The 22090-nt window shown below is 65.7% G+C and carries 17 protein-coding genes and 10 pseudogenes; 16 read left to right on the forward strand and 11 right to left on the reverse strand.

The window, feature by feature from the left end; genetic code table 11:
• Positions 1–878 (forward strand): annotated as a pseudogene (locus tag ACZ7DE_RS40380) (IS30 family transposase); the annotation flags it as partial.
• A 113-nt stretch (positions 879–991) separates the two neighbouring features.
• On the opposite strand, the gene ACZ7DE_RS40385 reads toward ACZ7DE_RS40380, so the two are convergent.
• Together ACZ7DE_RS40385 and ACZ7DE_RS40390 are read right to left on the reverse strand one after the other, a co-directional pair.
• The gene (locus ACZ7DE_RS40385) at positions 992–1288 is read right to left on the reverse strand and encodes a hypothetical protein (RefSeq protein WP_470769474.1); all 297 of its coding nucleotides are present in this window, start codon (positions 1286–1288) and stop codon (positions 992–994) included.
• A 599-nt stretch (positions 1289–1887) separates the two neighbouring features.
• Entirely contained in the window at positions 1888–2742 is an 855-nt protein-coding gene (locus tag ACZ7DE_RS40390) for a transposase (RefSeq protein ID WP_470769475.1), read from the reverse strand.
• Here ACZ7DE_RS40390 and ACZ7DE_RS40395 point away from each other — a divergent pair.
• From ACZ7DE_RS40395 to ACZ7DE_RS40410, 4 genes and pseudogenes are all read left to right on the forward strand, one after another.
• Positions 2684–3544, forward strand: coding sequence for a hypothetical protein (locus ACZ7DE_RS40395; RefSeq protein WP_470769495.1), 861 nt, complete (start codon positions 2684–2686; stop codon positions 3542–3544). The two genes, ACZ7DE_RS40390 and ACZ7DE_RS40395, sit on opposite strands and share 59 nt — an antisense overlap.
• 271 nt (positions 3545–3815) lie before the next feature.
• Positions 3816–4142 (forward strand): annotated as a pseudogene (locus ACZ7DE_RS40400) (helix-turn-helix domain-containing protein); the annotation flags it as partial.
• A gap of 515 nt (positions 4143–4657) precedes the next feature.
• Positions 4658–4924, forward strand: coding sequence for a transposase (locus ACZ7DE_RS40405; protein WP_470769477.1), 267 nt, complete (start codon positions 4658–4660; stop codon positions 4922–4924).
• A gap of 115 nt (positions 4925–5039) precedes the next feature.
• Positions 5040–6284, forward strand: coding sequence for an MDR family MFS transporter (locus ACZ7DE_RS40410; RefSeq protein WP_470769479.1), 1245 nt, complete (start codon positions 5040–5042; stop codon positions 6282–6284).
• A 47-nt stretch (positions 6285–6331) separates the two neighbouring features.
• Here ACZ7DE_RS40410 and ACZ7DE_RS40415 read toward each other — a convergent pair.
• A pseudogene (locus ACZ7DE_RS40415) lies at positions 6332–6634 on the reverse strand (transposase); the annotation flags it as partial.
• 63 nt (positions 6635–6697) lie between these two features.
• Here ACZ7DE_RS40415 and ACZ7DE_RS40420 point away from each other — a divergent pair.
• The 3 genes and pseudogenes from ACZ7DE_RS40420 to ACZ7DE_RS40430 form a co-directional block, all read left to right on the forward strand.
• A pseudogene (locus tag ACZ7DE_RS40420) lies at positions 6698–6876 on the forward strand (transposase); the annotation flags it as partial.
• Between the two features lie 70 nt (positions 6877–6946).
• Positions 6947–7675: an IS6 family transposase gene (locus ACZ7DE_RS40425; RefSeq protein ID WP_470769480.1), complete on the forward strand. Its 729-nt coding sequence runs from the start codon at positions 6947–6949 to the stop codon at positions 7673–7675.
• A 68-nt stretch (positions 7676–7743) separates the two neighbouring features.
• Positions 7744–7969 (forward strand): annotated as a pseudogene (locus ACZ7DE_RS40430) (transposase); the annotation flags it as partial.
• Here ACZ7DE_RS40430 and ACZ7DE_RS40435 read toward each other — a convergent pair.
• From ACZ7DE_RS40435 to ACZ7DE_RS40445, 3 genes and pseudogenes are all read right to left on the reverse strand, one after another.
• Positions 7936–9669: a lytic transglycosylase domain-containing protein gene (locus tag ACZ7DE_RS40435; protein WP_470769481.1), complete on the reverse strand. Its 1734-nt coding sequence runs from the start codon at positions 9667–9669 to the stop codon at positions 7936–7938. The pseudogene ACZ7DE_RS40430 and the gene ACZ7DE_RS40435 overlap by 34 nt on opposite strands.
• Before the next feature lie 546 nt (positions 9670–10215).
• Positions 10216–11367, reverse strand: a pseudogene (locus ACZ7DE_RS40440) (IS701 family transposase); the annotation flags it as partial.
• A gap of 286 nt (positions 11368–11653) precedes the next feature.
• Positions 11654–12533: pseudogene (locus ACZ7DE_RS40445) on the reverse strand (IS701 family transposase); the annotation flags it as partial.
• A 10-nt stretch (positions 12534–12543) separates the two neighbouring features.
• Between ACZ7DE_RS40445 and ACZ7DE_RS40450 the strand changes: the two are divergent.
• Both ACZ7DE_RS40450 and ACZ7DE_RS40455 read left to right on the forward strand, forming a co-directional pair.
• On the forward strand, positions 12544–12708 hold the full coding sequence (locus tag ACZ7DE_RS40450; protein WP_470769483.1) for a hypothetical protein: 165 nt from the start codon (positions 12544–12546) through the stop codon (positions 12706–12708).
• Between the two features lie 33 nt (positions 12709–12741).
• Positions 12742–13227: pseudogene (locus ACZ7DE_RS40455) on the forward strand (transposase); the annotation flags it as partial.
• 342 nt (positions 13228–13569) lie between these two features.
• Here the strand turns inward: ACZ7DE_RS40455 and ACZ7DE_RS40460 are convergent.
• Complete coding sequence (locus ACZ7DE_RS40460) at positions 13570–14196, reverse strand: YitT family protein (RefSeq protein ID WP_470769485.1); 627 nt, start codon at positions 14194–14196, stop codon at positions 13570–13572.
• Positions 14193–15290, reverse strand: a complete 1098-nt coding sequence (locus tag ACZ7DE_RS40465; RefSeq protein ID WP_470769487.1) for a histidinol-phosphate transaminase — start codon at positions 15288–15290, stop codon at positions 14193–14195. Before ACZ7DE_RS40465 ends, ACZ7DE_RS40460 begins: the two co-directional genes overlap by 4 nt.
• Before the next feature lie 101 nt (positions 15291–15391).
• On the opposite strand from ACZ7DE_RS40465, the gene ACZ7DE_RS40470 reads away from it, so the two are divergent.
• A complete protein-coding gene (locus ACZ7DE_RS40470) occupies positions 15392–15868 on the forward strand; it encodes an Lrp/AsnC family transcriptional regulator (RefSeq protein ID WP_470769488.1) in 477 nt (158 codons plus the stop codon).
• A gap of 177 nt (positions 15869–16045) precedes the next feature.
• Here ACZ7DE_RS40470 and ACZ7DE_RS40475 read toward each other — a convergent pair whose 3' ends face one another.
• Both ACZ7DE_RS40475 and ACZ7DE_RS40480 read right to left on the reverse strand, forming a co-directional pair.
• On the reverse strand, positions 16046–16291 hold the full coding sequence (locus ACZ7DE_RS40475; protein ID WP_470769494.1) for a LuxR C-terminal-related transcriptional regulator: 246 nt from the start codon (positions 16289–16291) through the stop codon (positions 16046–16048).
• Positions 16225–16755: a hypothetical protein gene (locus ACZ7DE_RS40480; RefSeq protein ID WP_470769496.1), complete on the reverse strand. Its 531-nt coding sequence runs from the start codon at positions 16753–16755 to the stop codon at positions 16225–16227. Before ACZ7DE_RS40480 ends, ACZ7DE_RS40475 begins: the two co-directional genes overlap by 67 nt.
• A 149-nt stretch (positions 16756–16904) precedes the next feature.
• Here ACZ7DE_RS40480 and ACZ7DE_RS40485 point away from each other — a divergent pair, with 149 nt between their 5' ends.
• Both ACZ7DE_RS40485 and ACZ7DE_RS40490 read left to right on the forward strand, forming a co-directional pair.
• On the forward strand, positions 16905–18362 hold the full coding sequence (locus tag ACZ7DE_RS40485) for an NF041680 family putative transposase (RefSeq protein WP_470769490.1): 1458 nt from the start codon (positions 16905–16907) through the stop codon (positions 18360–18362).
• A 91-nt stretch (positions 18363–18453) separates the two neighbouring features.
• Positions 18454–18678, forward strand: a pseudogene (locus ACZ7DE_RS40490) (transposase); the annotation flags it as partial.
• 4 nt (positions 18679–18682) lie between these two features.
• Here ACZ7DE_RS40490 and ACZ7DE_RS40495 read toward each other — a convergent pair.
• Positions 18683–19945, reverse strand: a pseudogene (locus ACZ7DE_RS40495) (ISL3 family transposase).
• Positions 19946–20106: 161 nt separating this feature from the next.
• Here ACZ7DE_RS40495 and ACZ7DE_RS40500 point away from each other — a divergent pair.
• The 3 genes from ACZ7DE_RS40500 to ACZ7DE_RS40510 form a co-directional block, all read left to right on the forward strand.
• Complete coding sequence (locus ACZ7DE_RS40500; RefSeq protein WP_470769491.1) at positions 20107–20259, forward strand: hypothetical protein; 153 nt, start codon at positions 20107–20109, stop codon at positions 20257–20259.
• 507 nt (positions 20260–20766) lie between these two features.
• Complete coding sequence (locus tag ACZ7DE_RS40505; protein WP_470769492.1) at positions 20767–21234, forward strand: hypothetical protein; 468 nt, start codon at positions 20767–20769, stop codon at positions 21232–21234.
• A gap of 154 nt (positions 21235–21388) precedes the next feature.
• A partial coding sequence (locus tag ACZ7DE_RS40510; protein WP_470769493.1) for a transposase family protein occupies positions 21389–22090 on the forward strand: 702 nt, incomplete at its 3' end.

Here is a 22090-nt window from a genome sequence, read left to right on the forward strand (position 1 = left end):
ACCGTCTACCGCGAGATCAAGCGCAGCGCGAAGCCGGACGGCCGCTACCACCCCTGGTGGGCTCACAACCAGGCCTCGCTGCGGCGCCACCGCCCCAAGAAGGAGAAGATCCGGGCCGGTGAGCCGCTGCGGACACTGGTGCGCGAGAAGCTCACGGAGAAGTGGTCACCGCAGCAGATCGCCCGCTACCTCGCCCGCGAGCATGCTCACGACGCGGCGATGCAGGCCTGCCCTGAAACGATCTACCGCGCCCTGTTCGCCAGCCTCCTCGGCCACCGCGACGCCAAACTCCGCACCGGCCGTACTCGCCGCAAAAGGCAGCGACGCGGTGTCCCTACACTCAACAAGATCAAGAACATGACGCTCATCCACGAGCGTCTTTCCGAAGTCAACGATAGGGCGCTGCCCGGGCATTGGGAGGGAGACCTCATCATCGGACGCGGCCAGGGCTCCGCGATCGGCACCCTCGTCGAGCGCACGACCCGCTACGTTCACCTGATCCACCTGCCGCACGGCTGGAAGGCCCCGCAAGTCCGCAACGCGCTCATCGCGCAGACCGCGCACATCCCGCCCCAACTGCGCCGCACCCTTCCTGGGACCAGGGCCGCGAGCTGACCCTGCACGAGGACATCGAGGCGCTGACCGGCTTCCGGATCTACTTCTGCGACCCGCACTCACCCTGGCAGCGCGGCACGAACGAGAACACGAACGGCTCGCTGCGGCAGTACTTCCCGAAGGGCATCGACCTTTCGGCCCACACCGCACGGGACCTCCGCGAAGTTGCCCGCCAACTCAACCGACGCCCGCGACTCGTCCTTGGGGACAGAACCCCAGCCGAGGCCATGCGAGAATGTCTCACAGGCCCATTGATCAGCTGATTCGCAAACACTGATGGAATCCGCCCGGCGTCGAGGGGCCGGTTCTGCCATTCCGCCATCCCGTCTGTCGGCGTCGGATTTCTCTGTTCTGGCAAGATTTTCGTAGGCGGAGATCATCTGGGTGCCGTGGTCGGCCGGCGCGCATAGCTGCGGCGGAGGTGGGCGATCAGGACGACGCGGTGGCGCAGGAGTGGGACCCCGGCGCGTCCTGCCATCAGGCGTTTCTGAAGTTTGACATCGGTGGTGCGGCCTTCGTTGACGCTGGAGTTGTGGGTGGTGGAGATCCCCTGGATGACGGCGTGCTGGTCTTCACGCAGGGCGCCGGCGATACCGGCAAGTGGTGGCAGCCCGCTGTGGGAGAGCTCGTCGAGCCAGGACGGCAGCGAGCTGGCGTCGCGGTTGACGACCATGGCAGCGAACCGGCGGACCAGGTCGTGGGCGTGCTTGAGTCACCGGCAACCGCATGGCACGTGTCCTGACCATCCTGTAGGCAGAGCCCGAACAGCTGTGGCGATCAAGAGAGATCGCCGAACTCCTCGGTGACGTCACCCTCGTCGCCACCTACCGACAACTCGCCCGCTGGACCGAGAGAGGAATGATCAAGAGAATCCGCACCGGCCGCTACTCGGCAACCAGGCAGAGGCCGATCCCCTTGCGTGACCAGGGGAAACGCTAACTACCCAGACTTGGGCAAACTTCAGGTAGCAATCACCGCAGGAAAAAATAGGTAGTGGTTGCTCACGCATCTGCCACGTTGGTCGGGTGAGATGGCCACTATGGCTGCGTGGACGGGAAGGAAGCCATGACTACAGCAGATCAGCTTGTGGCCTGGGGCATCATCGGGGCCATGGGAGGGGGTCCTTCTGTGGTTGATTGCGCTAATTTCATATGGCCTGAGCCGAGAGGTGGCCAGGAAGAGGAATGAAAGGACGCGCATACACGGCCAGACTGGTCGTCAGTTTCATTCTCGACAGGCCTTCCCCCGTGAAGGTGGGCACGCGATTATTGATCACGCGGCGAGGGTGAGTTTAGCGGTGTGGTGTCGGTATTCGTATTCGTTGGGGCTGAGGTGGCCGTTGGCGGAGTGCCGGCGGCGGGTGTCGTAGCGGGTCAGCCAGGCGAAGACGGTCCTGCGGCAGGTGCCGGCGTCGCCGTAGTCGTGGGCGCCCTGCAGGGTCTCGCGTTTCAGGGAGGCGTGGAAGCTTTCGCAGGCCGCGTTGTTGGTGCTGGTGCGGACCGCGCCCATCGACCGTGTGACCCCGAGTTGGTCGCAGAGGCCGGCGAAGGCCCGGGATCCGTATTGGGCCCCGTGGTCGGAGTGAACGCGGCGCCGTCCAGGCGGCAGCGGGTCGAGGCCGTCATCCGCAGTGCGCGCCTCTCCGAAGTTGCGCGCTGAGGACCGTCTCAGTAGGCCACTGGACGCGCGGCTTACAACCACATGAGTCGGGCTGGGAAAGTGACGCGAACGCGGTGAAGTAGAAGTCTCGCTTGAGCTGACTCCCATTGACTCACCCTGGCTTGCCCACCGAGAAGCAGCGTATGGCCGAGGGCGGGCAATCCCAGGTTGCTGAGAGCCGCCAACGCAACATGGCGCCCGATACGCGGGGCCGGGGCCCTGGCCGCATCCCACGAGGCTTGCGGACCACCGAGCCGGCAGGGCAACCGCATCCCGCCGCCCGGCATCGCACGATCCCTGATTCCGCCCGCAACACGCCGGTTGTGCCGCTCGACCACCTCCACCCTTCAGACGAGCCGACTCCGCCCCGGCGGCAGAACAGCACCACAGAAAGAGGAAGAACAGTACGATGAAGAAGCTCATAGCCCCCATGTGCGCAGCGTCGACAGTCGTCGTTCTGGCGTTCATGCCGACCACGGCACAGGCAGCCGGAATCGAGGACGGCGCACCCCTGGTGGCCGCTCAGAACGAGATCATCGACGAACTCGCGACGCTCGGCTGGCCAGGACAGGACCCGGAGAACTTCTACCCCGGGGCTCTCAGCCACCCCGACGCCGACGCAGCCACGGTCGTCTGGGGCACGCCCGGGAACCCCAGTTCCTATCAGGTCGAGGCCAAGTGCGCCCAGTTCCTCACCGCCTCGCTGAAGCACGCCTACACCTGGGCCACCGACGCGTGGTTCACCTCCGGCATAGGCTTCCGCAGTCCGTCCTCGGAGCAGTACTACGACGCTTTCACCGACACTTCTGCCGGCGGTGCGCTTGAGGATATGAGCGACCACATCAACCGCCCTTCCGCGCAGCGGGTCAGAGACCTGCACGCAGGATCCGTCATCGCGGTGAAGTACCTGGACGGCTCGGAGGGAGGAGCAACCGGGCACATGATGACCGTGCAGTCCGTGACACCGTTCGAGCGCGACGGCAACAGTGTCACCCAGGAGTACGCGGTCAGGGTCGCCGACAGCACCTCCAACCCGCACGGCGTCGCATTCTCCTCCAGAACGTCGCCCCACTGGGCGTTCAAGGACAGCCGGGTCGAAGGCTCTCCGGGACTCACCACGAAGGAATGGAGCGGCGCCGGCAGAGGAACGATCTTCATTCAGGCCGACACGACGACCGGCAAACCGACCGGCTACTGGTGGGGCCGGAACGAGGCCGCGTTCAACACGGTAGCCATCCGCCCCATGGTCTTCGTCGACATCACCCGCTGACTGCCACGGCCGGCTACAGGAACGAAACAAAGCGCGATCGGGCTACAGTTTGGTGACGGGCTGGTGTCCGCACCCGCTCAATCCCACCCCGCACCAGTGAGTCTTTTCAACGAGGCCACTGATCGGGTGACGCCGGCGGGGTGCGCAACGCACGAGGCTCCCGTGCCGTTGGGGGAGGTGTTCGAAGTCTCAACCCACAGGCACAGCAGCCGCGTTGGTTTCCTATCCTGCCGCACTCGATCTGCCGCACGCGCTGGTTGAGTGAGTCTCCATGCTCATCGTCACCCGTGCGGGTGACCGACGATGCAAACTCCCGCCGCACCAGGGTGCCATCGTCGGCCCGGTGTACCTGCGTCCGCACGACACCCTCGCCCAACTCGCGGCCGTCTTCGGCATTTCCGTCGGCACCCCCCACGCCTACACGGCACCCGTCATCGACCTGCTTGCCGACCCGGCACCCAGGCTTCTGCGGACCCTGCGGGAAGCCGACCCCGACTAGGTCCTGCTCGACGGCACCCTGGCGGAGTGCGACCGCGTCGGCGCCAGCCGGGCCGAATACTCCCACTGTGAGGATGGTGGCAGTGTCTTGCTGGCCACGGCTTGACTCGTACTCTCACTGGCCGCTTGTGCCCTGTGTTTGATCTGTCAGCCCGGCCGGAGCGAGACGTACCAGCACGGTGGAACGTGTCCCGATAGGGGCCTTGGCCTCGAAGGCATCGTCACAGTCATCTTCCGCAAAGCGATGCAGCCCAAATCGAATGACGTCCATCACCGCGGCCGTCCTCACCCTGGAGCGGCAATGCTGAAAGAGCTCAAATGAACCTCTTTCATCCTGTGCTGCACGAGTGAGAGAGGCTCGTCAGTGACGTGGTGACGTGGTGACGTGGTGACGTGGCAGGGCCCCTCGTCGTTGGTGTGGTGATCTCACTCATCACATCGGCGGCCGAGGGACTCTGTTGGTTCCGTGTCCTTCCATGCTCGACGTCCCGCGTGAGCTGGTCTTTGGTCGACTGTCTGTACCAACGAGCTGCGTTGCTTTATGCGGAAGAACCGTCAACTCCCTTGCATGACCTGCGAAAACGCTAACTACCCGGCCTTGGGGCCTCCCCCTGAGTGGTGGACACGCTGATACTGGATCTGCTTGATCCGGAGGAAGCGAGAAATCCGCCGATGGCGATGAAGGACTACTCGGACGAGTTCAAGGCCGATGCCGTGGCCCTGCACGAGTCCACACCTGGGGTGACCTACAAGAGCATCGCTGGCGTCAACCGGGCCACCCTGCGTGAGTGGGTGCTGCGGGACCGCGAAAGAGCGCCGTGGCGTTACCGCCGCGGTTGCGAAGCCAGCCGCCCAGCCTCGAAAGGCGGTACCGTCCGCTGATCCGGACGGGCGGGGGCGGCAGCTGGAGGTTCGGGTGGCGGAACTCGAGGCGAGTGAGCGCAGCTCGCGATGTGATTCTGTACCAAGCTGCAACCATCACACCCAGAGGAACTCTATGTCCAACGCCGGCTTGAAAACTAAGGCTCATGAAGCCGTCTCTGGACTTCCACGAGATTTTTGGTGGCTATGGGTTAGTACGCTAGTCAACCGGCTCGGCGCGTTTGTTGTTACTTTCATGGCCTTGTATCTGACCGTGGACAGGGGATATTCCGCCTCATATGCAGGGATCGTCGCAGCACTACATGGACTCGGAGGCGTCCTGTCCTCGCTAGGTGCTGGGGTGATGACGGACCGTTTCGGGCGACGCCCTACGATGCTGATAGCGCAGACGTCGACCGCTGCCTCAGTAGCCATCCTCGGATTCGTGTCTCACCCAGTAGTAATCGCGGGGGTGACCTTCTTGGTTGGCGTATCTAGCAACGCTTCACGCCCTGCCGTGCAGGCGATGATGGCTGACATCGTCCGGCCTGAGGATCAGATTCGAGCCTTCGCCCTCAATTTTTGGGCTACTAATCTGGGTCTAGCATTCTCATCGGTAGGCGCCGGTTTCATCGCGGAGTACAGCTATCTAGCTGGTTTTCTCACCGAGGCTGCGATGACATTGGCTTGCGCTGTTGTCGTCTACATGAGGGTGCCAGAGTCCCGCCCGGAGGATAGGCATGCTCAGGTTGGGGTGGAGAGCATGCAGCGGATTGAAGGGTCGACGGTTCACCTTTCAACCGTGTTGCGTGATCGACGTTTCATGGGTTTCGTTGGATTGTCGTTCGTGATCGCAGTAATTTTTCAGCAAGGTTCGGTCGGACTACCAATGGCGATGGGGGCAGATGGATTTTCTAGCTCCGACTTCGGAACCGTCATCGCCGTCAACGGCGCACTGATCGTGGCTTTGCAGATTCCAGTTGCTGGCTTCATTCAACATCGGGAGCCGCGTCGACTTTTGATCCTATCCTCCCTCCTGGCGGGTTATGGTCTTGGAATGACTTACTTTGCTGGGTCGATTGCCGTATACGCGCTAACGGTGGGTTTGTGGACTCTCGCCGAACTCGTTATGGCCCCCACCCACAACGACTTGGTCATTCGGCTCTCGCCGACTCATGGCCGCGGGCGCTACCAAGGTGTGTACATGATGGCTTGGGCGGCGGCCTCCCTTATCGCCCCCTTGATGTCTGGTCTTGTGATTGACCGCTTTGGCGCCGCATGGCTCTGGGGCGCTTGTGCTGCTCTTGGCACTCTGGCCGCGCTCTGGTACGCCCTCCTGCTAAGGGGTCCTAACAAAGGTGTTGGACGTGTCGGTGGGTAATGAGGCAGGTGGCGAGGCCGAGGAAGACACCTCACGACCCCAAGTCGTCAAGCCGCAGCGGCCAAGGCAGTTGGGAATGCGGTGTTCTCATCGAACAGTTCGCGTCGCTGGAGGCAGTGGAACATCTGTCCGAGCATGCGGTTGAAGAGGTTGCGCTGGGCGGCAGCGTGCCAGTCCCCATGCTCGTCGCGGCGGCGACGGTAGTGAGCCATGGCTCCGGGCGAGGCCCGGAGGGCGGAGAAGGCCCAGAGGTAGCCGGCGTGGTTGAGGCGGTCGTTTTTGACCCAGCGGCGGGTGATGCTGGACTTCTTGCCGGAAGCCCGGGTGATGGGCGAGGAGCCGGCGTATGAGGTGACCCCTGTGGTGTGGACACTCTGACAATGGATCTTGTAGATCCGAGGAAGGGTGTCCTGGTGGGACGTAGGTCTCCGTATCCGGTGGAGTTCAGGAACAATGCCGTCGCGTTGTACCGGGCGGCGGGTGGGAAGCGCACGTATGCGGCGGTCGCGGCGGATGTCGGGGTGACCGGCGAGACCCTGCGGAGCTGGGTGCGCCAGGCCGACGAGCACGCCGGCCGCGGTCACAGCCACGGCGAGCGGCACTGTCACGTTGGCTGACTGGTGGGATGATCTTCTGGTTGATCAGGCGGGGAGGGGTCGTCGGTGGGGAGCGCGTCGCCGTCGTACAAGGGTCACCGGTACCCGGTCGAGGTGATCTCCCACTGTGTGTGGCTGTACTTCCGCTTCCCGCTGTCGTTCCGCGAGGTCGAGGAGCTCATGCTCGAGCGCGGGATCGTTGTCTCCTACGAGACGGTGCGCCGCTGGTGCGGCAAGTTCGGGCAGACCTACGCAGGCGCGCTGCGCCGCCGGCAACCTCGGCCTGGTGACAAGTGGCACCTGGACGAAGTCTTCATCAAGATCAACGGCGTGCAGCGGTACCTGTGGCGGGCCGTCGACCAGGACGGCAACGTCCTGGACATCCTTTTGCAGAATCGCCGGGACAAGGCCACGGCCAGGCGCTTCTTCCGCAGACTTTTGAAGAGGACCGGTGTGGTGCCGCGGGTGATCGTCACCGACAAGCTCCGCTCCTACGGCGCCGCCCACCGCGAGGTCATGCCCTGCGTCGAGCACCGGCAGTCGAGATACCTGAACAACCGGGCGGAGAACAGCCACCAGCCCACCAGGCAGCGTGAACGGGCGATGAAAGGCTTCCGCTCGGTTGGCGGAGCACAGCGGTTCCTCTCCGCGTTAAGCGGTATTTCGCCCCACTTCCGGCCCCGCCGCCATCTGATGACCGCTGGCGCCCACCGAGTCGAGATGACCGTCCGCTTCGCAATCTGGGAGCAGATCACCGGCGTCGTCGGCATCGCCGGCCTCGCCACCGCGGCCTGAGCTCAGCCCGGAACCGGGCTCTACCACGTCGTGACGCACCATCAGACACCTACGCACCCAGCAACGTGACAGCGCCCCCGGGCGGGGTACTGGTGGTCGATGACTCCGGGGACCACAAGGACGGGACGGAGACCGCACACGTGGGCAAGCAATATCTCAGCTCGGTCGGGAATATCGACCGTGCTGTGGTCACCGTGACCACCTGCTGGGCGGACGAGCGCCTCTATTACCCAGTTCTCGCGCCGTTATACCCCGGCCCATCACTTCCCCCGCGGCAAGTGCGACCACAGGTTCTGGGTGGATCCGGCTGCGACCTTCAGCTCCACAGTGAGCGTCGCGCCGCCCGTGGTGGTGATGCGGAGCAGGAAGGTGCCGGTAGTGTCGTCCGCGTACAGCTTCGGCAGCGTGAGCTTGCCCTTGTGGTCTGTCTGAAGGCCGGTGAGGGCGCGTATGGCCTTGCCGTCGGCGTCCTTGAAGTAGGGGCCCTTGTCGTTCTCGGTGGTGTCGGTCTCGGACTTGATCAGGGTGGCGGTGGCCGCGACCTTGTCCGCGACGGTGCTCTTGTACGTCGCCTTCAACTGAACCTGTTCGCCGAACTCGGCGCCTGGGGTGCAGTTCAGTGGTGTGTCGCCAGTGGGGGTCAGGGTGTCGGCCGCGCGCGCGGTGACGGTGGCAGCGTAGTCGACGCCCTTGGCCGAGCGGCCCACGATGGTAGCGGTGATCTTGAAGGCACCGGTCCTTTCACCCGCCTGCAGCGCCGGGGCGAGAGCGATGCCCTTGGCGTCCGTGGCGACGGTGGCCCTCCTCTCGCCGCCGGCGAAGGCGGCGTCGGTGCCTCCGGTAATAGTGAACCTGATCCTGACTTCGTCAGCAGCCTTGTCGGCCTTGGTCTCGGCGCGGGTGCGGATCCGGTTGCCGAAGGTGTGGCCGGCCATCGCGGTGAGCTTGGCCGTGCCCGCATCCTCCAAATGATCGACCGTGTCGGTGGAGGTCTGCGGAGGCGTCGGTGGGACGGGGGGCTTCGGCCGCGGGCTCGCGTGTCCGCCGCCGGGCTCGTGCGGTTTGGGGTGCTCGGGGTCCGGCTTGGGGTGGTCCGGCTTGTGCTTCGGCGGGTCCGAGGGCTTCGAGGACCGACTGCGCGGGGTGATTTCGTCGCTGCGGTGCGACGGCACCTGGCCGGTTCCGTCAGGCACGGAGTGGGTGCCCTTGCGGTAGTACTCCAGCCAGTTCAGGACCAGGTTCAGATAGTCCTGGGAGTTGTTGTAGCTGAGGATCGCGCTGTGCAGGCCAGCTGTGGTGGACATGTCCCAGTCGTTACGGCACACGTAGTGGCCAGCCGCTAGCGCGGCGTCGTAGATGTTGTTGGGGTCTTTCTTGCCGTCCGAGTTGCCGTCGCGGCCCGCCCAGGCCCAGGTTGACGGGATGAACTGCATGGGTCCGACGGCCTGGTCGTACCGGCTGTTGCCGTCGTACGCGCCGTGGTCGGTGTCCTGGATGAGCGCGTAGCCGTTGCCATCGAGCTGCGGGCCGAGGATCCGGCCCCGGGTGGTGCCGTCGGTGTCGACCCGGCCGCCGCGGGCCTGGCCCGACTCGACCTTGCCGATCGCGGCGAGCAGATGCCAGGGCAGATTGCAGCCGGGCTTGACAGCGCGCAGTTCGGACTCGGCCCTCTTGTAGGCGTCGAGGATCGTCGCTGGGATGCCGGCTTCGGCCTCGCCCCGGAAGACAGGGGCATCGCTGTCTGATGAAGGGCCGGGGGCGGGGCTGATCAGCGGGGGAAGGTCTGTGTAGTAGGGCGAGTTGCCGGTGGTGTCGGCGCCCGCGGCGGGGGCCGCGCCGGGTACGGTCGTGGCGGCGCCAGCCGCTGCCTGTCTGCCGTGGTCCTCAGCGGTCGTTCCCGGGGCCTGGGATGCGGAGAGAGCCGCGACCGCTGCTGCGGTCACGGCGGTAACCGCCGCTCCCTTGCGCAGCCGCCTGCTGAAATGCGCCGCCATGTACCAAAACCTCCCAGGTACGCATGAGCGCCCCGCCGTCTTCCGAATTTGCCAGGCTCGGCGACTTCTATAGATACCTGGGCCGACCCCGGGACGAAGGAGTCGAGCCGAAGGAATCAGTCCAGCTGACACCCTGTGCACGCCTTCTGTCGGCAATGACGCTAACCTCTCGACCGCCATCACGGCCTGAGTAATTTCTACCTGCGAGTCCTCGCGCGGGGCGTGCTCGAACCAAACGCCGAGTGGCCCGCCGATGATTCGACGGGCCACTCGGTTCTTAGTACTCCAGTTGCGGTTCTCCATATGCCCTGGTCAGGTGGCTCTTTTGGAGTGTAATTGGCTGACGCCTCGTCAGGGCGGCGGTGGTTCGTGACTCACCCGATCGGGGCGCGCGGTGCTGATAGTGGCAATGGCGGGCGACGGCCTGGTGGCGGCGTCGCCAGCGGGACCAGTGGAGACGGCGCCGAGGTGACGGGTGCCGGGCTGCGGAGGAATGGGCAAGGTCCAACAGCCTTCGGATTTCTGCCACGGTGAGGGGAACGAGGCTGCTCGAACCGTTTCTCCGGCCCCCTTTTCGAGGGCATGGGCGGTCATCGCCGACAGGAAGGCGTGCGCGAGCATGGCCAGGGTGATGTGGCGGTACCAGCCGACGTAGCGGCGGACTTCGTACTGATCCAGGCCGCATTCGTTCTTCGCGGCCTGGAAGCACTCCTCGATGGCCCACCGGGCGCCGGCGACCCGGACGAGTTCGGCTACCGTGACGTCTGCCTGGGCGAAGGCGAGGTAGTAGGCGATCTCCTCGGGACGCGCCAGGCTGCGGCGGGCCAGAACCCAGCGGTAGTGGGTGGGATCGCAACCGTCGATGGTGGGCAGCTTGGCCGCGGCCCAGTCGTAGACCCGCGGCCCCTTCGCTCCGTTCCCGCAGGAGATCCGCTCCCACGCCTCGGCCGGGGCACCGGCCAGGACGTGGTCGATGCGCCAACTGCCCGCAGGCGACTTGACCTGCTGGGACTTGGGCACCGCCAGGACGTATCCGACGCGGGCCTCCTCCAGGATCTGCCGGAAGTGCCACTCCTGTCCGTAGGCCGCATCGGCGGTCACCCAGGCGATCGGCAGGGCAGAGTCCAGCGCCCGCCGGACCATGGCGCGTGCGAGTTCCGGCTTGGTCGCGAAGGACCTGCCCTCCGGGATTCGGGCGGCGCGGCACCGGTCCGGATCTCCGGTCCAGGACTTGGGCAGGTAGAGCTCGCGGTCCACCAGGGCCCTGCCCTTGGCTGAGGCGTAGGCGGCGAACACCCCGATCTGGCAGTTTTCCGTGCGGCCTGCGGTGCCGGAATATTGGCGTTGTACTCCGGCGGAGACGGTGCCCTTCTTGAGGAAGCCGGTGTCGTCGACGATCAGCACACCGTCCGGCTGCCCGAGCCGCTCAGCAACGTAATTCTGCAGGTCATCACGGATCTCGTCGGGTTCCCACTGGCACCACGACAGCAGCCGCTGCAACCCGTAGGGAGTGGCGTTGCCTGCGTGCTCGGCCAACTGCCAGCTGTTCTTCCGACCTACCGGTCCCAACAGGCCGCGGACGTAGTCCCGCATCCGCCGCCGCGGCTCGACGCGGCCGAACCGCTCTCCCACCCGGAGCAGCAGCGACTCCAACTCGGCATCCCACAGGCCTACTTCGACATCGCTCTCCGGCTCCATAACCGGTTCAACGCACCCCGATCGGGTGAGTCACGAACCACCGCCGCCCTGACGAGGCGTCAGCCAATTACACTCCAAAAGAGCCCCCTGACCAGGGCATATGGAGAACCGCAACTGGAGTATTAGTACTGCAACGGTGCTTATTCTGAGTACTGGGCAGTTCAGGGGCTGTGTCCGCGTCGTTTGTAGTGGCTGATGCGAGCTTGGTGCTGGCGTCGGCGGCGCCAGTGGGACCAGTGCAGGATGTGGTCGACCGGTGCTGGTCGGCGGTTGGTGAGGCGGGTTATCAGGCGTCGGATTTCGGCGAGGCTGAGGTGGATGAGCTGGGAGGATCCGTTTCTGCTTTGTCCGTGTCCAGCTGTCGGGCCCGCAGGACGGTCAGGCAGGGCCAGGGTCATGTGGCGGTGCCAGCCGGGGTAGCGGCGGACCTGGTAGTCGTCCAGGCCGCATTCCTGCTTGGCGGTCTGGAAGCATTCCTCGACCGCCCAGCGGCTGCCCGCGATGCGGATCAGCTGATCCAGTGTGGTGCTGGCCCGGCAGTAGGCGATGTAGTAGGAGATCTCCTCGGGCCTGCTCACGCTGCGGCGGGCGAGGACCCAGTGCCGGCGGTCCTCGCGGTGCCAGGGCCGCACCTCGACGCGGGCCCAGTCGTAGATCCGCCGGCCATGGGCTCCCTCGCCGCAGGAACGGCGTTTCCACTTCTGCCGGGGCAGGCCGGGGAACATGTCGTGGACGCGGTGGTCGATGGACCAGCGGGTGACGACGGTGTCGTGCCTCGTTGTGGCCATGACGTGGAAGACGTCCGCTTGCTCGAGCTCGAACCGCCAGCCCTTGCTGTAGCCGTAGGCGGCGTCCGCCGTCACCCACCTGAACGGGACCTTGTCCGTAATGGCCCGGCGGACCATCGCCTTGGCCATGGCCACCTTCGTGGCGAAGGCGACGTGGTCGTCGATGCCCGCCCGGCGGCAGCGTTCCCGGTCCTCCGTCCAGGACGTGGGCAGATACAGACGGCGGTCGATCAACGTGCGTCCGCGGCCGGTGGCGTAGGCGAGGAACACGCCGATCTGGCAGTTCTCCGTGCGGCCGGCGGTTCCGGAGTACTGCCTTTGCACCCCGGCCGAACGGATGCCCTTCTTCAGAAAGCCGGTGTCGTCGACGATCAGGACGATTCTGCTCGTGAACCTTCGAATCGGCGGCAAGACAGGGGTGCCGACGCTGGTCAAGCAGGACGCGAGCCAGCCCGCCTTCCTGGTGGTGGACTTCGGCCCACAGTCGGCGCAGGAGCGTTCCTTCCCCGATCCGGGCTCCGTGGACCAGGCACCTGAATCGCCCCGGGTTTGATGGAGACATCGAAGACCCGGAAAGATGCCGATCATGGCTGCTCCCCGTAAGTACCCCGACGAACTGCGCGAGCGTGCGACGCGGCTGGCGATCGAGGCCCGCAAGGACCCCGCCGACAGGGCCGGTGCGATCAAGCGGATCGCTGACCAGCTCGACGTGCACCCTGAGGCCCTGCGTGGCTGGGTCAAGCGGGCCGAGACCGACGAGGGCATCGTGCCTGGCGCCACCAGCACCGACGCTGCACGAATCGCTGAGCTGGAGCGGGAGGTGAAGGAACTGCGGCGGGCGAACGCGATATTGAAGTCTGTCCCTCCCCTCGTAGCGTGGACCGTGATTGCAGGGGAATCGGGGTTCATGGGGTCCAAGCAACGGACGTACACGCCTGAGTTTCGCGGGGGTGCTGTACGCATTGTGATCGAGACGGGCAGGCCGATTCCGGAGGTCGCCGAGGAGCTCGGTGGGCATTCCGGCACGCTGCACAGCTGGGTGTCGCGGTGGCGGCGCAACGGGTCGGCGTCGTCCGACCAGCCTGCCGAGCCCGCACCGGGTGGGCGGCTGCGCAGACCGCCGCCACCTCTCCGAAGCCTCCATGGCCGAGCTCTTCACCACCAAGCCACCCGCAGCCGAACCGCAGATCACCCCACAACCGGAACCGAAAACGGCTGCCGTGACTACACCACCCCGCGGGACATGACCTGCGCGATGGCCGACAGCGTCATGCTGAACGGGAAATCGAACCAGGCTCCTGGTCAGCGAGTACGACAGACCCATTGCCGACGCCGCACTGAGATCTCGGTGGCGGTGGGGGCGGGTCGTGCCGTGCTGGGAGTCAGGGCTTGACGCTGGTGCAATTTGTTTTTGTCATGTTCCGGTGTAGCGGCCCGGCCGATGGTTGAAGGCGAGAACGGCGTTGAGGAAGACTGCGCCCGTGGCGGAGAGCAGAACCTTGAGCGGCGCGACAACGGCGAGAGATGCAACCACGATGGTCAAGTCAAGGATCATTTGGATGTATCCGGCGCGCAGACCGAGACGTTCTTGGATGATCAGAGCGATGATGTTGAAGCCGCCGAGGCTGGAGCGATGCCGAAAGAGGACGAGTAGCCCCATCCCGGCCAGCACATTGCCGACCAGTGCGGCATAGGCCGGGTTCACGTCGATCTTGGTGATCTCAGCAGGGTGGACGAAGGCCATGAGGCAAACAACGCCAACCGCGAGGGCAGTGCGGATCGTGAAGTCCCACCCCTTCTTCCAGACGGCGAGCACGAAGAACGGGATGTTGGTCGCGAGGAAGATCATCCCGAGAGGCTGTCCGATTGCGTAGCTGAGCAGGAGCGCGAGGCCGGCGGTGCCGCCCGTGACAGTTCCGCTGGTTCCGAGAAGGAAGAGTCCAAGGGATGCGATGAAGGTTCCGGTGAGGATCCCCTGTACATCGTCGATCACGCGATGTCTGGGCGGCGCGATGGTCGAGGTCGTGAGGTCGCCGGTCACCTTGCGCCCCCGTTGCCGGTCATCTTGGCGAGCACGCGCAGTACGCGGTCGTTGGTAGCTGGGTCGGCGAGCGTCACGCGGACCCCGTCGCCGGTGTACCCGCGGACGAGGATGGCAGCTTCCTCGAATGCCTTGGTGATCGTCTGGCGGCGGTCGTCATCGGCCCGGATCCAGATGAAGTTAGCTTGTGAATCGGGCACAGCCCAGCCGATTGCGCGGGCACGGGAGATGACACGATCGCGTTCGGAAGTGATCCGCGCTGTCCGGTCACGCATTTCGCGCTCGGCGTCGAGCGAGGCAATCGCGGCCTGCTGGGCCAAGTCACTTACGCCGAAAGGGATGGCAGTCTTCCTCAGCGCCTCGGCTATGGGCGGTCGCGCGATCGCGTAGCCGACGCGCAGGCCGGCGAGGCCGTAGGCCTTCGAGAACGTGCGCAGGACGCATACATTCTGTCCATTTCGGTAGCTCTCGACCCCGTTGGCCGAGGCAGGGTCGGTGTTGTACTCGACGTAAGCCTCGTCGAGTACAACAAGCACGTGCGGCGGAACGCTTGCGCGGAATCGTTCGATAGCAGCGCGGCTGATCGGCACTCCGGTGGGATTGTTGGGTGTGCACAGGAGGACGATTCGCGTGCGGTCAGTTATTGCCGCGGCCATCGCCTCAAGGTCGTGTCCTTCGTCGGGGCCGAGCGGCACGGGGACGGGGCGTGCTCCAGCAAGGGTTACGAGGAGGGGGTAGGCCTCAAAGGAGCGCCAGGCGAAGACGACCTCGTCGCCCGGATCGCACAACGAGACGATGATCTGCTGGAGCACGCCGACGCTGCCCGGCCCGGCCGCGACTTCATCCGCCGGCACTGCAAGGTGCTCTGCGATGCGCTCGCGCAGGCCCGTTGCCCCGCTGTCGGGGTACCGGTTGATGTTCGCGCCGGAGCGCGCAATGACATCGAGAACGGACTGGAGCGGCAGGTAGTGGCTCTCGTTGGAGGCGAGTGGGGTGAGCGTCTCGGACTGCCCCGCCCGTCCAGCCACGTAGGGCGGCAGCGCGGAAACGGAACCACGAGGCAGGGGCGGCAGGGGCATGGCGGGATGGGTCATGGCAACGATGCTCCAAGATGGTGGGATGGATTCACAAGCACTCCCCTTTGTGCTGGGATGAATGCACACCTAAGTCACCGATTTACGGAAGGATGACAAGCATGAAGACGATCGACCCGCTCGATGCTCGTATCCTGCTTGCCCTTGATGACCATCCGGGCGCGACGATCCTGCAGCTGGCCAAAGCAATCGGGGTGTCACGCAACACCGTGCACGCGCGTCTGCAGCGGATGGAGCGCGAGAACGTGCTGCTCGGCTTCAGCCAGCGGGTTTCGCCGGAATCCATGGGGTACACCCTCGTCGCGTTCGTGTCGCTCGCGATCAGTCAGAGAGAGGGGGCCAACGCAACGAACCTCCTGGAGAGGATTCCGGAGGTCGTGGAGGTCCATGCGACCAGCGGCGAGGCCGACCTGCTCGCCAAGGTCGTCGCGCGGGACACGAGGGATCTGTACCGAATTGCAAACACGATGCTTGGCATCGAAGGTGTAGTCCGTGCCAATACCGCCGTATCACTTTTGCAGGCGATGCCCAATCGGACCCGCGGCCTGCTCGAGGCGGCTGCGCACGGCGACTCCTGAGATTTCTTGCCGTCCCTGCAGCGGACGCAGCGCTCGCCCTCTCCGGGCGGTTCCGGCTCTGGCGTACGGCTATGAGATGGCGACTCGGGCTCAAGGCCAGGATTACGGCAGCAGGAGTCGGCTTGGCTCCATCGCTGGCGTGAACCACTCAGGCGTTCTCCCCTGTGTCGGCGGGCGTCAGGCCCCGGGCTCTCCCAGCCGCTCCGCCAGTTCCAAGCGGTTGGTGATGCCGAGCTTCGCGCAAGCCCACTGCAAGTGGTTGTCCACGGTGCGGATCGAGAGGGTCAGACGGGCCGCGATGTCCTTGCTCAGGGAGCCTTGCGATGCCAGCAGCGCGATCTCCAGCTCCCGGCGGGTTAGCAGCGCCCTGGCCTGCGCCGCCAGGAGCGCGGGCGTCCTCGCATCTTCGCAGCCCCCGCACACGCCGTCGACACGGTGGAAGCAGCGGCGGCGCAGAGCGGCTCCCTGGACTGCTGCCACAGCGTCGCGGCGGTACGTGCCGCCTCCCGGGGCACGCTCTGCGCGCCGTTGCCGAGCTGATCGCGAGCCCAGGACGCGGTGAAGACCGCGGCGGCGGCACCAGGCAGGCACGCCACCACAACCCGTAGGTGGATGCCGGCTTGGCCGAGGTTGCTGAGCGCCGAGGCCGAGCCGAGCCATTGAGGCTGCCGGTCGTTGAGGGCTGCCGCGCGATGGATGCGCCGGTGAAACACGATGGCGGTGGTGGCAGCGCCGATCAGGCAGGTCACAGTGTGGGCCAGGGCCATGCCCGCAGTTGCCCAGCGCACGGGGAGGGTGTGGACCGCGGCGGCGGACAGCGCGGCGTTGACGCCGGAGGTGAGGAGGGCGAGCAGGACCGGGGTGCGCGGGTCGCCTAACTTTCGCAACAGACCCTAACTTGATCTTTAACGTTTGGCGTCGAATGGCAGGTCGAACTTGATCGCTCGGTCCGGTAACTGTCGTACACGGAGGCGGCCTTCGTCTGAACATGTGCTCCGACCAAGGAACACACACATTCAGAACGAAGGCCGTGAGGATGAGTCTGCTGCATCACGACGCCCGGTTTGACGCATTGGCACAACTATCATGCTTCCGGGGCGAGTTCTACTCCTGCCTGACCACTCGTTCGGACGCGTTGTTCGAGCTGGCTGATGCCGTTCTGTGCGGCGACGGGCCGGTGAGGTCGCTGGCCGAGCTGTCGCTGGTGGGTGAACACCGCCGCGGCCATGGAGGGCTCTACGCCGCGGTGGCCCGTGGACGCATCGACGCCGACCGGCTGCGGCGGGCACTGGCCGAAGTACCACTGCCACGAACTGCCGACGGCCGGCTGGTCCTGGCCATCGACGTCACCTGCTGGCTGCGGCCCGACGCCCACACCTCACCGCAGCGGATCCTGTGCCACACCTACGGCCGGGGCAAGGACCAGCACATCCCGGTCCCCGGCTGGCCCTACTCGATCATCTGCGCACTGGAACCGGGCCGCAGCTCATGGACCGCACCGCTGGACGCTCTGCGTCTGACGCTCGGCGACGACACCGCCACCGTCACCGCCCGCCAGCTGCGCGATCTCCTTCAGCGACTGATCGCAGCGGGGCAGTGGCAGAACGGCGATCCCGACATCCTGATCGTCGCAGACGCCGGATACGACGCGCCCCGCCTCGGCTTCCTCCTCAAAGACCTGCCGGTCCAGGTACTGGCCAGGATGCGATCCGACCGCGTCCTGCGCAGAGCTGTCCCACCCCGGCTGCCGCACACCCAGGGCCGGCCACCCCGGCACGGCGGCGAGTTCGTCTTCGGACAGCCCGACACCTGGGGCACCCCTGACACCCAGACCGTCACCGACACCCGCCTCTACGGCACCGCCAGAGCCCGCTCCTGGGACCGGCTGCACCCCAAACTGACCCACCGCTCATCCTGGGCAACCACCGACGGCACCCTCCCCATCGTCGAAGGGACCGTGATCCGCCTGGACATCGACCACCTGCCCAGCGGAGCAACACCCAAGCCGGTCTGGCTGTGGTGGTCAGGCACCAACGCCACCGCGGCAGACGCCGACCGGCTCTGGCAGGCATACCTGCGACGCTTCGACATCGAGCACACCTTCCGCCTCTTCAAACAGACCCTCGGCTGGACCTCCCCGAAGATCCGCACCCCCGAGGCAGCCGACCGATGGACCTGGCTGATCCTCGCCGCCTACACCCAACTGCGGCTCGCCCGACCACTGGCGGCCGACCGACGTCGCCCCTGGGAAAGACCAACCCCGCCGGACAGACTCACCCCCGCCCGAGTCCGCCGCGACTTCCGGCACATCCGCCCCCAGGCCAACTGCCCGGCCCAAGCACCGAAACCCACCCGACCCGGCCCCGGACGACCCCCAGGCCGAAAGAACACCCGACCCACCCCACGCCACGACGTGCACACACCCCGCAAAACACCGGCGGCGAAACAGCGAACGAAGAAGTCGACCACCCCACTACCACGCCGCACAGGTTAAAGATCAAGCTAGTAGTGCTTGGTCATCTTCACTTGGGCATGCGTGTCTACTGCTCTGCGAGTGTCGTTGGAGTGGTGTGACACTTGAGGAGATGGCCGTGGTCCGGGAGGACCTGGAGGCGTTCGCTGCGGAGTTGTTCGATGGGTTCTTCCGTGCGGATCAGCGGCGGTGGGGCCTGGCGTATGTGCGGGGGCTGCTGCTGGAGGGGCGGCGTAAGTCGGTGGAGCCGATGGCGGCCCGTCTCGGTGAGGACGGCAACCGTCAGGCGCTGGCGCATTTCATCACCTCCAGCCCGTGGGATCCGGCGCATGTGCGGGTCTTCAAAGTTGAGCGGTGCGGAGGTGTCCGCGGGCTCGGCGTGTGGTGACGCAGTGTGTCCGTAGCCGTTGGTTGTCGGCGTTGCGGAAGCCGAACGCGTTGCGGGCGACGAGCTTGATCACGCGGTTGATGCCCTCGCTCTTGGCGTTGCTGTGCCCGGTTTCGATGAACGCTTCGATCTCCGGCCACCAGCGGTCGACGGTAGCGGCGAGCTGCCTCACCTCGGGGATGTCGGAGTCCGCACACCAGGTGAGGAACTTTCAGCGGGCGTGCCCGACTGGATGGCGGTCGGCGGTGCGGGCACACGCGAGGAGGTTGCGGAGGTTCTCCTTGGCGATCCACGCCGTCAGCAGGGTCTGGCCGATCCTTCCCTCGCCCAGCAGTGCGTTCCACATCGTGGCGAACTGCTCGTCGGTGAGGTCCTCTCGATTGCGCAGCAGGCGCCGTCTGGCTTTCCATTCCGGGTCACTGGCGCGTCCGCGCCGGCCGCGGGTCTCGGCGGTGGTGCGGCGCCTGACTGTGGACAGCATCTTGTTGGCGAGCTGGACGACGTGGAAGTGATCGACCACGACGGTGGCGTGCGGGAGACCGGTGCGGACGGCGGCGCGGTAGGTGGCCGACATGTCGATAGCCACGTACTCGATGCTCTTTCTCCAGGCCAGTGGGGTGGTGGCGAGCCAGGCGAGCACATCGCCGACGGTGCGGCCTTCGACCTGGCCGAGCAGGCCGCCGGTGCCGAGCGCGTCGACGAACCCCGTGTGCCACCGATCGCGCGTCAGCACCCACTTGCCCGTGGCGGGGTCCTGTTCCCAGCGCGGCCGTCCGCGCCGGGTCTCGTCGATGCCCAGCACCTTCACCTCGGGCAGCGGCGCCTGGGCAACCTCGTGTGCGGCGGTGCGGAAGGCGTCCATCACGGTGGGCCAGGACAGGTGCAGGTCACGGGCGGCCTGGATGACGGTGGAGGCGGCATCGCGTATCCGCCGCCCGGCGGCACCGCGCAGCCGCATGGTGATCCGCGCGCCGGCCGGTAGCTGCGGGATCTGCTCGGTGAAGGAGCGGCGCGGGCAGCCGGGCTCCCGGCACCACCAGCGGCGTTTGTACCAGCGGAACTCCAGCCCGCTCTCGCCGTACGGCAGATCGCGGGGCCGGGTCGTCGCGGAGCCCTTCACCCGGGTGGCGAACACCCCGCATTCCGGGCAGGCCCGTGCCTGCTCATCGGCGGTGATCAGGTGCACCCGGCGGGTGCCGTCCTCCAGCCGCTCCACCCGCGCGACGGCCAGGCCGTCCAGGTCGAGCAGCAACGTCGTATCGTTGTCCAAGCCCGTGGTTTCTGGGTGATCGTTCTGCGTCGAGAACAGAAATGATCACTCATGGCCACGGGCATCCCGCTGTCGGGGGGACCTCCGCCACCCAGTCCTCACGCAACGTGACAGCCAGTCAGTCCACTCGGGACGACACACCGCTCAAGTTCGAAGACCCCCTCTTCTTCGACGGCGGCACCCGCCTCGGCCCGACCGCCCTGCACAACCGCATCGACCGGATCGGCGACCTCACCGGGACGGCCGGGGGATGGGCGTGACCTGCAGTTCTTCCGCGACCGGCGCAGGCTCCTCGGCGGCCGCCGGGACCTCGTACACCGAGCCGCCCTCGGGCTCCCGTACGGGCTACTGAGCCCTGCGTCGGCCCGCCCGTACGCTCCATGGCCTCCACGGGCCGTACTGGCGCCTCTGCAGCCTTGCGTGCGGCCAGTCGTACGGTCTCGGCGAACCGGTCCCGGTACGGGCTCGCGGCCTCCGCCAGGACGAACAGCAGCACCGGTGGGACCGAGTGCAGGACGATGCTGGTCGGGTCGAGACTCGCCCACGGGGCCCAGGTGTTGAGCGCCACGTCGAGGCACCGGCGTACCAGCGCAGCCGGGTCGCCCAGGGGCCCGCGTCGAGCTGCCAGCGCGAGAGCACCGCGTCGCCGATAGCTGAAGATCGAGGCGAGGCGGATTGTCATGCCACCGGCAAATAATCCCACTCAACCTGGAACTGCTTGAGTAAAGCCTACTCATGCAATTTCAAAAATTTATAGTTACTTTCATGTGGCGGCAAAAGTCAACCCGGATCTGCAAGCTGGAAAAAACGGCGAAAGGGAGTTCCACGATATGCTAACGAGGGCGGGTTATATTGGTTATCGCGGAAAGATCGCAGCTGCTTCCTTGATAATTGTTGGCACAGTGGTCGCAGGTGCGGGCGCGAGCCAGGCTCAGAGCGACACCGGCACAAATCATACCTCATTTGATATTGTGCAGAACGGCGTAAAGGTCGGCGAGGTTTACACTCCAGACCACGCCATCGGGGCTGCCAATTACAAGGAGGACTGGGTCCTTTTCCCGGGGTACAAGTATCCAGGGAAAGTTAACCCTGACGCTTCATTTACACTCCAGCCGGGAAAGAAATCCTATGCAAATGAGGCTGACTTCTTCGCCAGGGTGAGTTTTGGTACAGGATACAAGTTCATATCCGTGGATAGCCACGAGTCGATGACTCTGCCTAATGGACGTAGTTAGGGCTGATTCAACGGGTCAACCTTGAGCACCCACAGCACGCGCCAGAGCGGGCGGAAATTCTGTTTGAGTGAGTGAGCCTCTTTCATCCTGTACTGGAGGGTGAAATGGGCCGGTCAGAGAGTGTGGTGACGAGACAGGGCCCCTCGTCGTTGGCGTGGTGATTCCACTCAGCACACCGGCGACCGAAGGGGCCCTGTTGGTTCCGTATCCTGCCACCCTCGACGTCCCGCATGAGCTCGTCGAGCATGTTTCCTGGCTGCTCTACGAGCATCGCCGGGCCCGCAACACCCGCTGGCGCAAGCTCGGCTGCTTCAAGCAGGCCCTGCTCACGCTCGTCCACCTGCGTAAGAACGAGACGTTCTCGCAGCTCGGAGCCGGTTTCGGGATATCCCAGGCCACCGCCTGGCGATACGTCGACGAGGCCCTGGACGTACTGGCCTCCTGGGCGCCCGGCCTGCACGAAGCCCTCACTGGCCTCGGTGAGGGCGACTACGTCATCGTTGACGGCACCCTCATCCCCATCGACCGCATCGCCGCGGACGAGCCGTACTACTCGCAAAAACACAAGAAGCACGGCATGAACGTGCAGGTCATCGCCCGGCCCGATGGCACACCGCTCTGGTTCTCCCGTGCAACGCCGGGCCGCACCCACGACCTGACCGCGGCCCGCGCCCACGGCATCGTCCAAGCCTGCCTGACCCGACAGATCCTCATTCTCGCCGACCGCGCCTACCAGGGCGCCGGCGCCACTGTCCGCACCCCCTACTACCAACACCACGAACAGCCCGCCCACTACCAGCAGTTCAACCGCGACCACGCCCGACTGAGAGCTCCGGTAGAACGCGCCTTCGCACAG

It is taken from the genome of Streptomyces sp. NPDC037083, from assembly GCF_055606485.1.